The organism is Priestia sp. MDV22-iso46, assembly GCF_058629175.1.
In genome coordinates this window covers 73012-84977 of sequence record NZ_JBZVWT010000012.1, presented here as the reverse complement: position 1 = coordinate 84977, position 11966 = coordinate 73012, and the positions used below count along the sequence as shown (strand labels likewise).

At 33.0% G+C, this 11966-nt stretch carries 15 protein-coding genes; 7 read left to right on the top strand and 8 right to left on the bottom strand.

Annotated elements, in window-relative coordinates:
• The 3 genes from AC4NPH_RS27840 to AC4NPH_RS27830 all read right to left on the bottom strand — a co-directional run.
• Positions 1-137: gallidermin family lantibiotic (locus AC4NPH_RS27840; protein ID WP_116327388.1), on the bottom strand; the 137-nt coding region annotated here is incomplete at its 3' end.
• A 74-nt stretch (positions 138-211) separates the two neighbouring features.
• Complete coding sequence (locus AC4NPH_RS27835) at positions 212-352, bottom strand: gallidermin family lantibiotic (protein ID WP_013060079.1); 141 nt, start codon at positions 350-352, stop codon at positions 212-214.
• A 74-nt stretch (positions 353-426) separates the two neighbouring features.
• On the bottom strand, positions 427-567 hold the full coding sequence (locus tag AC4NPH_RS27830; RefSeq protein ID WP_013060079.1) for a gallidermin family lantibiotic: 141 nt from the start codon (positions 565-567) through the stop codon (positions 427-429).
• Between the two features lie 223 nt (positions 568-790).
• Here AC4NPH_RS27830 and AC4NPH_RS27825 point away from each other — a divergent pair, with 223 nt between their 5' ends.
• From AC4NPH_RS27825 to AC4NPH_RS27810, 4 genes are read left to right on the top strand one after another with little or no spacing between them, the layout of a single operon-like run.
• The gene (locus AC4NPH_RS27825; protein ID WP_013060080.1) at positions 791-964 is read left to right on the top strand and encodes a hypothetical protein; all 174 of its coding nucleotides are present in this window, start codon (positions 791-793) and stop codon (positions 962-964) included.
• The gene (locus AC4NPH_RS27820; RefSeq protein ID WP_053488454.1) at positions 951-1913 is read left to right on the top strand and encodes a polyprenyl synthetase family protein; all 963 of its coding nucleotides are present in this window, start codon (positions 951-953) and stop codon (positions 1911-1913) included. Before AC4NPH_RS27825 ends, AC4NPH_RS27820 begins: the two co-directional genes overlap by 14 nt.
• A complete protein-coding gene (locus tag AC4NPH_RS27815; protein ID WP_013060082.1) occupies positions 1900-4050 on the top strand; it encodes a sensor histidine kinase in 2151 nt (716 codons plus the stop codon). Before AC4NPH_RS27820 ends, AC4NPH_RS27815 begins: the two co-directional genes overlap by 14 nt.
• Positions 4022-4630 carry a response regulator transcription factor gene (locus AC4NPH_RS27810; RefSeq protein ID WP_013060083.1) on the top strand — a complete coding sequence of 203 codons (609 nt, stop codon included), beginning with the start codon at positions 4022-4024 and terminating at the stop codon, positions 4628-4630. Before AC4NPH_RS27815 ends, AC4NPH_RS27810 begins: the two co-directional genes overlap by 29 nt.
• 1300 nt (positions 4631-5930) lie before the next feature.
• On the opposite strand, the gene AC4NPH_RS27805 is transcribed toward AC4NPH_RS27810, so the two are convergent.
• Both AC4NPH_RS27805 and AC4NPH_RS27800 read right to left on the bottom strand, forming a co-directional pair.
• Complete coding sequence (locus tag AC4NPH_RS27805) at positions 5931-6440, bottom strand: DinB family protein (protein ID WP_029321017.1); 510 nt, start codon at positions 6438-6440, stop codon at positions 5931-5933.
• 336 nt (positions 6441-6776) lie between these two features.
• The gene (locus AC4NPH_RS27800) at positions 6777-7484 is read right to left on the bottom strand and encodes an IS6 family transposase (RefSeq protein WP_098197788.1); all 708 of its coding nucleotides are present in this window, start codon (positions 7482-7484) and stop codon (positions 6777-6779) included.
• Positions 7485-7709: 225 nt separating this feature from the next.
• Here AC4NPH_RS27800 and AC4NPH_RS27795 point away from each other — a divergent pair, with 225 nt between their 5' ends.
• Entirely contained in the window at positions 7710-8336 is a 627-nt protein-coding gene (locus tag AC4NPH_RS27795; protein ID WP_098197787.1) for a type 1 glutamine amidotransferase family protein, read from the top strand.
• 247 nt (positions 8337-8583) lie between these two features.
• On the opposite strand, the gene AC4NPH_RS27790 is transcribed toward AC4NPH_RS27795, so the two are convergent.
• The 3 genes from AC4NPH_RS27790 to AC4NPH_RS27780 all read right to left on the bottom strand — a co-directional run bounded on the left by AC4NPH_RS27790 (position 8584) and on the right by AC4NPH_RS27780 (position 11016).
• A complete protein-coding gene (locus tag AC4NPH_RS27790) occupies positions 8584-9006 on the bottom strand; it encodes a hypothetical protein (RefSeq protein ID WP_029321023.1) in 423 nt (140 codons plus the stop codon).
• A gap of 896 nt (positions 9007-9902) precedes the next feature.
• Positions 9903-10124, bottom strand: a complete 222-nt coding sequence (locus AC4NPH_RS27785; protein WP_053488459.1) for a DUF3006 domain-containing protein — start codon at positions 10122-10124, stop codon at positions 9903-9905.
• 664 nt (positions 10125-10788) lie between these two features.
• Positions 10789-11016, bottom strand: coding sequence for a helix-turn-helix domain-containing protein (locus AC4NPH_RS27780; RefSeq protein WP_053488564.1), 228 nt, complete (start codon positions 11014-11016; stop codon positions 10789-10791).
• A gap of 259 nt (positions 11017-11275) precedes the next feature.
• Here AC4NPH_RS27780 and AC4NPH_RS27775 point away from each other — a divergent pair, with 259 nt between their 5' ends.
• Positions 11276-11797 (top strand): hypothetical protein, encoded by a 522-nt coding sequence (locus tag AC4NPH_RS27775; protein ID WP_098197786.1) that lies wholly within the window; start codon positions 11276-11278, stop codon positions 11795-11797.
• A complete protein-coding gene (locus AC4NPH_RS27770) occupies positions 11784-11948 on the top strand; it encodes a hypothetical protein (RefSeq protein WP_156322662.1) in 165 nt (54 codons plus the stop codon). The genes AC4NPH_RS27775 and AC4NPH_RS27770 overlap by 14 nt, the downstream gene beginning before the upstream one ends.
• Positions 11949-11966 lie beyond the last annotated feature (18 nt).

Below are 11966 nucleotides of genomic sequence, written 5' to 3'. Positions count from 1 at the left end.
CAGCAGAAGCTGTTCCAACTACCTGTATCTCCACAACCTGGTGTACATAAAGATACACTTGTAATTTGTGGATCTACATCACTTGAAGCAGTTGTTACTTGTACATCTAAATCAAAAAGGTTTTTTACGTTATTCATTTTTCATTCCCCCAGAAAGTTTTTATTAAGAATTACATCTTTTTCATTTCCTTCTTATAAAGCTCTATTACTAATTAACAGCAGAAGCTGTTCCAACTACCTGTATCTCCACAACCTGGTGTACATAAAGATACACTTGTAATTTGTGGATCTACATCACTTGAAGCAGTTGTTACTTGTACATCTAAATCAAAAAGGTTTTTTACGTTATTCATTTTTCATTCCCCCAGAAAGTTTTTATTAAGAATTACATCTTTTCCATTTCCTTCTTATAAAGCTCTATTACTAATTAACAGCAGAAGCTGTTCCAGCTACCTGTATCTCCACAACCTGGTGTACATAAAGATACACTTGTAATTTGTGGATCTACATCACTTGAAGCAGTTGTTACTTGTACATCTAAATCAAAAAGGTTTTTTACATTATTCATTTTTCATTCCCCCAGAAAGTTTTTATTAAGACGCTATGTCTTATACATTTAATTTACCAGACGCTTTTTTATAAAGAATCCGTATATACCGCAATAAGATTTTGTAAATTTCCGCATATGCAAAAAAATACATAAAAGTATAGTATTGAAAAATAAATAGTTCTAATGTACATTTTTACTTATAGTAGTTTAATAACCATTTTCTAGAAAGAGGGTTTTTCTTATGACTAAAACACTATGGAATTTTTTAATGGAGATGAAAAAAAATAATCTTACCTTTGAAAATTATGAGTTATGTCCATCTTTGAATGCCCTGTCACCTGAAGAAAAAGTTGTATTAAATGAATATGCAAGAAGTTTAGTTTTAGAAAACGAGGTTGGAAATGAATGGGTTTAGAAGCGATTTAATTGATCATATTAACCAGCATCTTTCTAGCTATAAGCAAAGTGGAAGAGCAGAAGTAGACCTTCTTGCTCTAAAGCACCTCTCTAAAAGAGGAAAATTATTAAACCAAGAACTTTCAGGATTCTCATGGGGAGAACTATACCTTACTCTCTCTTATTTTTTAAAAAGAAGAAAAATGACAGAAGAAGATTTTGAAAAAGCTTTTGGTATTGAATGTATATTCTTATCTGCCGACATAGTAGATGATATATGTGATCTTGATGATCCGAATCTTCCAACCTTTCAAAATGAAGATCGATATCTTATACTCATTTCTCAATATCTACTGGCAAAAGGCTTCTTCTATCTCAGACCTGTATCAGACTCTTATGAAGACAATTGCCTCTTTAGCCTCATAATGGATTCAGGATGTGGAGAATGGAAAGACCTCCACTTTCGTTTCTCTATAAATAAAAGAGTTATACCTACTGAAGAGGAGTATTTTAAACTGATTAAACAAAAATCCGGTAAATTAACAGAGATAATTTCTCAAGCTATCGATCCTTCACAACTTATATTAAAAAAAATCACTTATTATATAGGCATAGCTGGACAATTGAGAAATGATGCTGCAGACGTGCTAAATGACAAAAAAAGTGATCTTCGAGATTTAAAAGCGTATCTGCCTTTTTTAAAAGCTTATGAGTACAGTTGTGAAGTACAAGATGAATTCTTTCATAAGTTAAAAGATGAAGAAATCATGACCTCTCCTTTAAAAAGACAGTTGATAAGAGAATACATAGAACAATCTGGCTCTATCGATTATTGTCATATCTTATCCAGGTTTTACTATATGAGGGCATTTAAGCTTTTAGAGGAACATTTTAAGCTTTCAAAGAAAGAAATGAACTACTTCAAATCTTTATTTCTACAAAGGAGTCAACAGCATGAACAAGCATAATTTATTAATTTGTTTGCCTTTAGGCACTTTGTACATCATCATTTTTATGGCGAATGGTTATTATTTATATCTAAGCGATTTTAGAAGATTTGTGGATTCGGCAACTTTAAATTCTTTTTATGTAACAAGTGTTATTAGTTTGATATTTTTTAGCATCGGATTATTTAGCTTTTTTAAGAAACAAAAATCCATCGTGATAAAAAATTTCTTCTTATTAACATCTGTCTCTGGTATTGCTATTTCTACTTCTGTTTTGTCCAGTCAGGATATACCAGTTTTTAAAACTATAGAGATCATTAGTGTATTTATGCTCTCTTACCTATTACTAAGTTTCTTCGCCCACTTCCCAGTTTCGACTAAACCTAATTATGTGAAAATTATAATTTTTTCATCATTACTTTTCTCAACCCTGTCATCTGTAGTGTACTTAATTTGCAATTACCTTGGTTATGTAGAGCATTCTAAATTTTTTTACATATACAGAGTTTTATTAATCGGTAACTTGTTCTTTAGTATTGTGGGCTGTATTTTTCTTATCTCTTTACATCTAAAAACTAATTCATTAAAAGTAAGAAATCAGTTATATATCTTGATCTTTGGAATTGTTTTTAGCTTTGGTCCACTTTTTTTATTCAATTTAATACCTGGAATGATTTTTGGAGAATCTCAAATACCTTTTGTCTATTGTTTACCCAGCATTATAGTCTTCCCACTGACAACTTCTTACTTATTAGTAAAGCATGAAATTATTGAAGTTGAATTGGAAATTTCTAAGTGGATTAATATATTGATTTATTACATACTTAACTTTTTGCTTTTTAGTATTTTAATTAAACAATTTATGCACCTTTCTAATAGAGAATTATTTGTCATATGTAGCGTTGGCCTTTTATCTGCATGGGCATCTATTTTCCTTTATAAAATAGGTATTAACACTTTTATACAAAAGAAGACAAAAAATAGAGAGAACACGGACCTGAATGAAATTGAACTTTTCCAAACATTGTCTAAAGAAAAACATGCTAAAAATCTTGCGAAAATTATAGGAAAAGTCATTCATCAGAAGTTCGATATCAATGGTTTATGTATTGTGTGGAATTCTAATAATATATATCATTCATTACATGAGACGGGCATTTTTCAAACCATGAATCAATTTAACTTTCTTAATGAAATAAACAAACTTGAAAAAGATATACTTCTTGTTGAAGATCAAACCCCTAGCATACATATGCATTTTGAAAAATATCACTTAATCTGTTTTCCAATCGCAATAAACCAATTAGTTCAAGGTGTTATTGTTATAGGTGAAAAAAACAACCATACTCTCTTCCAAGGGAAAGAGTTCATTGAGCTTAAAGAACTAATATGTGAATCAGCAGATATACTTTCAAGTGCAGCTATTCTCAATATTAATGACAAACAAATACGTCGAACAAAGACAAGAGTTCAGAACTGGAACCAATTTAATCACCAAGTCATTCAGTCTCTAGAAAAAGAGAGGAAAAGATTGTCCATTTTCTTACACGATGAAATCCTTCAAAGTCTTATTTTGCAATTGAATGAAGTTAGAATAATGCAAACAAAAAGGAATTTCTCAGTAACATTACTAGACGAAATGGATGATCAGCTTGAAGGAATGATTTATAACATTCGAAAGATGTGTCATGACCTCCACCCTATCATCGTGGAGGATTTGGGTCTAGAGCCAAGTTTACAGTCTTTAAAACGAGAATTTGAACTAAATTATAGTATCTTAATTCATGTTCAATTTAATTGTGAGTTCAAAATCATTTCTAAAAATCATGAAATACAAGTTTATCGAATAATAAAAGAGCTGTTAAATAATGCTGTTAAACATTCAAAAGGTAAAAACATTAAGGTTCTTATTTTAGAAGAGAATGGTTTCTACCAGTGCAGCGTAAAAGATGATGGCATAGGATTTGATGTCCCAGACAATTTCTTTGATTTTAGTAAAGGTAACCACCTTGGTTTACTAACTATTCATCGTCAAATTGCTGAATTAAATGGGAGTATGAGAATTTCTTCTGATAAAGGACAAGGTACTTTTGTTACATTTACTATTCCATTGGACTGGGAGGATAAAAATGAGTATACGTACGCTACTAGTGGATGATCATTTACTCGTAATGTTAGGAATCAGAAGATTACTCGAAAGCGAAGAAGACATTGAGATTATAGATACAGTCAGTGATCCCTCGTCTTTAATAGAAGTTGTAGCAACTACATCCCCTGATGTAGTCGTTACAGATGTTCGTATGAAAGAATTTAACGGAATTGAGTTAACAAAAGAACTTTTGTCTAAATTTCCAGAAATAAAAGTTGTCATTTTATCAGGCTATGATCACGAGGAATACTACAATGCAGCATTTAAAGCAGGAGCTAGTGCGTATATTACAAAAGAAAGATCTGCTTTCGATTTAGCAAATGCTATCCGTCAAAGTAATATGGGCTATATACTATTCTCTAAAAACCAGATTAGCACGAAGGACTTTGAAACCCTTACTTCTGCGGAGCAAAAGATACTTCTTTTAATTTCCAAAGATAAGACGAATTATGAAATTAGTATGGATCTTTCAATTAGTAAAAGAACAGTAGAATATCATATTTCTTCTATTATTAGAAAGTTAGATGTAGATTCACGAGTAGGAGCAGTAGTAAAAGGCATTAAAAAAGGGTTGATTGAAGATTTTTAAAATTTAGAAATAGATAAAATAGCAGAAAAAGATATATAAATAAATTCAAAACTAGATATTTCTATATCGTAAGTGTGCACGATGAAAGATTTATCAGATGGAATACAGTTAAAGGTGAGCTTAATGAAGATATAGTAGATGACAATTGCCTTGCCTAACTAAAAGAAGAAGATAAATAATTCATTAGAAAAATAGAAAAAATCCCTGGTGCGTTAGGGGGAGCTTTTCTGTTACACATATCTTATTTAAAGAACAAACTCCTCAAGTCATCTTGAGGAGTTTGTTCCAATTAATAATAATTTATTTATTGATGCCATCTCTTGTCTACATACTTCTTGAAAATTTAGATTTAGTTATTTTTTAACTCTTGTTACACTAAAAAGTTTTTCTCCATAATTAACTTTACTAATACCAACTCTTGCAAGTCCACCCACAATAGCAGGAAGGATCCATCCTGACCCTATTTCATACATAGGAAAATATAGAAGGAAATAACTTATTAAAATGTGTAGAACATGCACTTATAAGTCCTACACTGTTTGTTTTATTTAATAATGACAAACGGTGTCTTTTACTTCTTATGGTATACAGACCTATCCTCTACTTACCTTTTAAGAAATTGTTTTATTAAAGACAACCAAACATAAGATTTATAAACATTCAATGTTATTATCTTTTTAAAAATATATATTTAACTGGAAATATAAAAGAAATGTATTCTATACAAAAAAGTAAATATATAAACTTCTTTATAAAAAATAAAGTTTTAATATTTACTCTTTGTGACGACAAATACGCAGTTTTTCTATAACTCTTGTGAGACTAAAAAGGTACACCTATTTAGACAGTTAAAAACCTAATGACAACGCGTCTATTAACTCTCAAAACTAAACCTTTTTAAACCCATAAAAAATAATATACCTTATTATACGTTTTGTCATGGATGGGTACCGTCACATGCCCATCATGTCACTTTGACCTATAAATTGCACTTATTTTAAGTGTTATTTTGCACATTTAACTTTAATACCCGGCTACCTTCACATGAAAAGATTAGTATAATGTATTGAGCTCTCGTTCTTCGTTAGCTTAACGAAGAGGCCTTGATTTTTTCTTGTTTGAGATTATTATTTGCTTTTCGTTTTTAGACAAAATCCAGTCTGCAACCAATCGCTGCTGCTTTTTTCAACCCGTCTTGTCCTCTCTTCATATCTGTCTATGAACGGGGCGGGAAGGCTGCCATAAAGAAAGAACGAAAGCCGCGTTTTCCGCGCAGCTTCCGTCCCGATCTTCCGGATAACTAACTCAAATACCGAGTTCGGATAACCCCCATGTGATGAATTTCGTGTCCTGCAATGCCGTACGCGAGGGCACGCGCCGTAATGCTTGCGTTGTTGGCTGTGCCTTTGCGGGACCACGCCTCCGCCGGTAACCCGCGCAGCAGTGTGATCGTCGATTGCCGTACAGCCCGGTAGTCTTCAGCCAACTGCGCGGTTGACCAGCATCCGAAAGGAGGCATGAACAATTCCTGGTCGAAACCGGACAGAGGCGTCTGGTCCCCTCTTGCGAACCGGAGCAGGCGGTAGGTCATGACGCGTTCTCCGTCTGCGATGTGGCCCACGACTTCTTTCAGTGTCCATTTTCCTTCCGCATACCGATACGCGCCATGGCTTTCGGTCAACGATGCCAGCAGTTCTGTCATTTGCTTTTCCTGGGCGAGCAGAATGTCGATGATGTTGCCATCCGGCACCAACCGGATATACTCTCCGATGGCCCAGGCATATTCTTCTTCTGACGGTCTTTGATTCATGCGTAATCACCTCTCTATGAAGTTATAGAAAATTAAAATGCTCTTTCCAATGCTCTACCGCGATTTTTTTGCGAATTTCGTAATTTCAGCATGTATAATGAATTCGCGAAAGGATAAAACTTTCCTTCCAATAATTGAGTGTAAGCAACCACTTAGTTGGTCGGTGGCCACGCTAAACTTCCCTTTAACTTAATAATAATCATCTCAATTTTTTATAATTTCCATAATAAGTTATTCAATATAATGGCCCGATTGTTGAATATGCACAAAACCCGGTTCTGGTGCAAAGGTTGAAGCTATATAAAAGAGGTTTATAAATTCCTATAGGATTTGTTCTTATGCAGCTATTACGAATAGTTGATGAATGAAACTTATTTGATTTTGGACAGACTTCACCTCTTGATAAACCTGTTTCTTTTTCATCATATGCATGACCTCTATTCCAGAAATAATGGCTTTTGCTGTACGAAACGTTTTTAAGCCTAACATCGTAGAAAGGCGCTTCTTAATAAACCTGTGATCCTGCTCTACAATATTATTTAGATATTTAATTTGTCTTATTTGGATGCCTTCAGGCATCTTTTTTTCCTTTTTTAGCTCCTGGATAGCAATGGGATAAGCAGGATTTTTATCTACTGTAATCGTACGAGGTATCGAAACGTGCGAAAAAGCCAAGGCTTTCTTAAAAAAGCGCTTGGCTGCTTGTTTATTTCTTGCTTTGCTTAGATAAAAATCAATCGTATTTCCCTCCGAATCAACGGCACGATAGAGATACATCCATTGTCCTTTTACTTTTACATAGGTCTCATCAACCCGCCAAGAATCGTTCGTTGGCTTAAGATGGCGTCGTACTCGCTCATTTAATTCAGGACAATATTGATGAACCCAACGCATAATCGTTGTATGAGCAATACATAATCCACGTTCCTCCATCATTTCTACCAAGTCACGAAAACTTAAATTGTACCGTAGGTAACATCTTACATTTAACAAAATAAGATCAGGCTGATAATGTTTCCATTTGAATACATTTTCCTTTTCCATACCGATCACACACCTTTTTAAGAATAATAGTATCAGTATATCCAAGTTTTAGAGATTGCTTATAAGTAAATTGAAGTATTTGCACCAGAACCAGACTTTTTCTATTTTGTTTTCTTTCAAATAATTCTCAATCTCCTTATTTTTTTCTGGATATTTTAACATTTTTTATAAATATATGTCTTTGAAATGGTATAATATAGAGAACGTCAGTTCTGGAGGCTTAGTATGCAAATCAAAAAAGTTTATATTTATGTATTTAACACAATGTCAGATTGGGAGTATGGATATTTAATTGCTGAACTAAATTCAGGAAGATATTTCAGACAAGGTTTAGCCCCTTTAAAAGTAATGACAGTAGGAGTTAATAAAGAAATTATTAAAACAATGGGGGGGCTGAGTATACAGCCGGATATTTCTCTTGATGAGTGCACTCTTTTGGATAAAGATCTTTTAATTCTACCGGGAGGAAATACATGGAGTGAGGAGATTCATCAACCTATATTGAAAAAAGTTGGGGAAGTTTTAGAGCTTGGTACTATTGTAGCTGCAATTTGTGGTGCTACTGATGCCCTTGCAAATAGTGGATACTTAGATTCTAGAAAGCATACGCTTAATAACTTAGAATATACAAAAATGGTCTGTCCCAACTATAAAGGGGAGAAGTTGTATGAGGTTGGACCTGTAGTATCCGATAATAACATGATTACTGCTTCAGGAGTAGCACCTCTAGAATTCGCGAGGAACGTATTAAAAAAATTAGATGTATTCGCATCAAATACATTAGATTCATGGTATAGGTTAAATAAAACTCAGAAGTCCGAATACTTTTTTCAGTTAATGAGCTCAATATAGATCCCTAATTATATACAAGGTGGATTACAATAATTTTCTTTTTTATTTTTGTAGATACCTATAATCCGTTTTATGTTAACTAAAGATGTATATCTTACACACCTTAAAAATACAAAAAAACCTATCTCTTTCCAATCCAAAGAGGTAGGTTTTTTCTGCTCTATTGCTGTAAGGATTTTCGCTGATGCCTCACAGCGGTCTCGTGTAGTTTGCTCAGAACAGAAAGATTCATGTAAAAAAGAAAAACTTAGTGTTTTCTTATATCCAATATCTTAATAACGTTGTTTAAATGCTTTTCTGATTCTTCTAAACGTTTTTGAGTATTTACTAAAGATTTTTGAACAGATAAAACAGAGGGAACTTTGATATTTTTGGCTTCTGTGCATACTAGATGACCTATACTGTCCTGCCATTGGATCGTACATTTGAAATTCATAAATAACTTGTTGCTTGTTTGCAAAATAAGATATTGGGTTACAGGGTAAGAATTTGTAATCTGTGACAACATTAATATTGCTTTATTTCGGTCTTCTTTATAAATAATATTCCATATACTAGAGGTAGATTGAAAATATGAATGAGTTATATTTGAAGAATTTAGAATTGTACCATCTTGCCTAATTTGAAAATAAGGAACAGGAATCCATTTAGCTATATTACTCATATCCATGTTCTAACTCCTTTAAATTAATGAATTTTTTCACTTGGGACAATATGTTTCTAGAGCAGTGACCATGGTAAATTAAGATGTATATAATATACATCTTAATTATCGAAAAAACTACCCTATCTAAAGGTATTCCGAAAATTTTTTTATGTTAACTAAAGTTGTAGACGATATTCATTTCATATGATTAGCTTTTTATAAACAATAAAATATAAACCGCCATGTATATTAATCTATAAATACGGTTAGACTAGTAACGTATTCCCCCTATTCCGTTATAGTTGAAAACCCTTTGCTATTTTATAGCAAAGGGTTCTTTTTTTGCCCTTGATAATACTCATAATGAAATTAGCTCAGGTAGCAAATGTGAATATCATGACATAAGGTTAATGAAAAATGAAAATAGCTGTTCCTATAAAATATGTTGTTAATTTAGATGTATAAGAGATTACTAGTTGGGGGACAATAAAAAATAGAAACTTACATATAGGAGGTAAAACTAGTGAGCGAACATAAAAACATTTTTTCTACGTTTGTTAATGAAAATCAATTTGACTTACATTCATACCTTACTTATTTATTCATCAATGAATGCCAGGAAGGTGTAGTAAACGAATTAGAACAGAAACATATAAACCAATAAATTTATAAATAAAAATGTGAAATGAGAGGGTAAATCATAGTGAATGAAAAAATGGTGTAGACGACTTTATCTTTCTGGGAAGAAGGAATAAGTCGTCTATTATACTTGCCTAATCAGGTACGCATAAAACAAGGCATCAGTAAAAATTCTCCTTCTAGTTCCATAACATATCATAATAAAAAAGCCGAAAAGGTAAGCCTCGGCTTTTTGAATCACGCGGTATCTATATAATGTTGTATATCATTAGTAATGGACCTTAATCTTCCCAAACTTCATTCATTAAATCTTCAATTTCTTTTGCCAGTTTTTTTGTTTCAGTTTTATCAATCTTCACTTTATCCCCTGTAATATAAACGACATCTCCAACTTGTGTTTCTTTGGGGAAAATACTCTTAGGGTAATCCTTTGTCGTTCCTTCAATTTCAACAACAGCAAAGCCCTCTTCAAATCGATCAATAATACCTTTTATCTTTTTCATAATTACCTCGATTTTTTAACAGAATAAGATGTTCCATCACCTGTGATAATAATTGTACCACTTTGGTCTGTTCGTAGAATACTTGCTTTAGAGTTTTTTAGTAAGTTCACAACTTGAGAAGTAGCATGTGAATGAAGAAAGAGATCTTATTTGAATCGTATGTCTTGCTGTTTGATATTGAAATAACAATTGTCAGTATAATAGAAAAAGAAATGACCACACATTATGGACATTGATGGCGACAAATTTTTTTCGCTGAAGGTGGAACTCAACTCTGCGATAATCTCCCCTTATTATTCCGATTAAATCTTCTTCAAGATATCTTCACTGATCATGAATTACGCGACCTATTTATATTAGTAAATATAAAAAACACTTTGAATCAACAATCAACTATTTCTCAGGATGATTTTGACCACCTTAAGTATTTCTCTCACCAACTAAACAAAAAGAAATTCCTCTCATTATCTATCTAACTTTATTCGCAGTGAAAAATCTTAAAAACACTTAAGCATAAATAATAAGAAGTAAATAGGAGTTATATTTTTAAGAACTTAATGAATATGAAAAGCCTACTTGTAGAAGAACAAGTAGGCTTTTCTGCTACGTTAAAGTCTATAAAACATTTACGTATCATTCCCAAGATAATTATAGCATTTCCTATTTATATTTGTAGAAAATCTTCTACTTTTACATCCTTCTTTAACTTTCGCAATCCTTTATTTATTCTATAGATTGTGGAGTATTTAGGTATGTAGTCTCTATCGTTACAAAGCCTAGATATAGTTGGGCGACTTAACTTTGTTGCCTTTTCGAGTTCTAATTGATTAATATCTTCTTGATTATCTAACCATCTTCCAAATCTTGTTCGCTTCTTTCCTAAGCCTAGAATCATACAGCCATCTCCTTTAAGAAGAAGTATGGACATTATGTAACTTTTTTAATCATTAGAAAAAAAGTTACATATAGGACAAGCAGTAGTTCATATCATAAATTAAGACGTCAGAAAGAGACGTCAACTTAAACTATTAGGAATGGAGCGAATCAAATGACAAAAGAATTAGCAATCTCGCTACTAAGTCGAAAAGACGTCTATTTAACGCTAGAAGGAAAACAGATGTTAGAGGTCATCTTGAAAGAGAAAAACGCGTATGAAGAGAAATAAGAAGTCGAAAAATCAAATTGACACCTATCGACCAACCGTGCGTTACCATTCTATGTATCGTACATATGTAGATAGTCTGTTTCAATCTACAGAATTAGATCGAAATCAAATTATGAGGTGTGCGCTTTTTACTGCGGCGCACAATCCTGTTTTCTTAGCATTAATGAATCAGTATAAAATGAATGACGTCCCTCTCCCCTCCTCTCCATGGCAGCCTTCTTCCCACCAGTTATGGATGGAACAAGAGCCCAACATCGAAGAGAAAGGAGGAGGAGAACATGATGACCTTGAGCGAAAAGGAACGGCTACAAACACTTCTACGATACTTAGAACATCAACAGATGGCCAATCAATGTCAGAAGCAACTATTCAATCCAAACAGCAGCCTTCTACCAGTGAAAAGGCAGCAGGGCCTGCAAGACGTCAGCAACCGATTGAGAGACGAACAAGGACGTTTCCTACCTTACAATTATCAAACAATGGAGGAATCAAACTTGATTTCAGGTAAAGAAGTAGCATTACAACGAAAACTAAAAATAGAACCGATTGAAGGTTCTTATAATAGTTATGCGGTAAATGAAAAGGAAAAGAGGGATTGGAGTGGGAATATCTATTTAGCTTGTGTGGCAGCGATTTTAGCGATCGCCTTTTTTACCTGACGTCTTTTTAGAATAGTG

Excerpts from the sequence above, each read along its gene's own strand:
- AC4NPH_RS27785 (WP_053488459.1), bottom strand. The coding sequence starts at position 10,124 with ATGAAAAAGATAAAAGGTATTATTGATCGATTTGAAGAGGGCTTTGCT.
- AC4NPH_RS27790 (WP_029321023.1), bottom strand. The coding sequence starts at position 9,006 with ATGGATATGAGTAATATAGCTAAATGGATTCCTGTTCCTTATTTTCAA.
- AC4NPH_RS27800 (WP_098197788.1), bottom strand. The coding sequence starts at position 7,484 with ATGGAAAAGGAAAATGTATTCAAATGGAAACATTATCAGCCTGATCTT.
- AC4NPH_RS27775 (WP_098197786.1), top strand. The coding sequence starts at position 11,276 with ATGAAGAGAAATAAGAAGTCGAAAAATCAAATTGACACCTATCGACCA.
- AC4NPH_RS27810 (WP_013060083.1), top strand. The coding sequence starts at position 4,022 with ATGAGTATACGTACGCTACTAGTGGATGATCATTTACTCGTAATGTTA.
- AC4NPH_RS27830 (WP_013060079.1), bottom strand. The coding sequence starts at position 567 with ATGAATAATGTAAAAAACCTTTTTGATTTAGATGTACAAGTAACAACT.
- AC4NPH_RS27835 (WP_013060079.1), bottom strand. The coding sequence starts at position 352 with ATGAATAACGTAAAAAACCTTTTTGATTTAGATGTACAAGTAACAACT.
- AC4NPH_RS27795 (WP_098197787.1), top strand. The coding sequence starts at position 7,710 with ATGCAAATCAAAAAAGTTTATATTTATGTATTTAACACAATGTCAGAT.
- AC4NPH_RS27820 (WP_053488454.1), top strand. The coding sequence starts at position 951 with ATGAATGGGTTTAGAAGCGATTTAATTGATCATATTAACCAGCATCTT.
- AC4NPH_RS27815 (WP_013060082.1), top strand. The coding sequence starts at position 1,900 with ATGAACAAGCATAATTTATTAATTTGTTTGCCTTTAGGCACTTTGTAC.
- AC4NPH_RS27825 (WP_013060080.1), top strand. The coding sequence starts at position 791 with ATGACTAAAACACTATGGAATTTTTTAATGGAGATGAAAAAAAATAAT.
- AC4NPH_RS27805 (WP_029321017.1), bottom strand. The coding sequence starts at position 6,440 with ATGAATCAAAGACCGTCAGAAGAAGAATATGCCTGGGCCATCGGAGAG.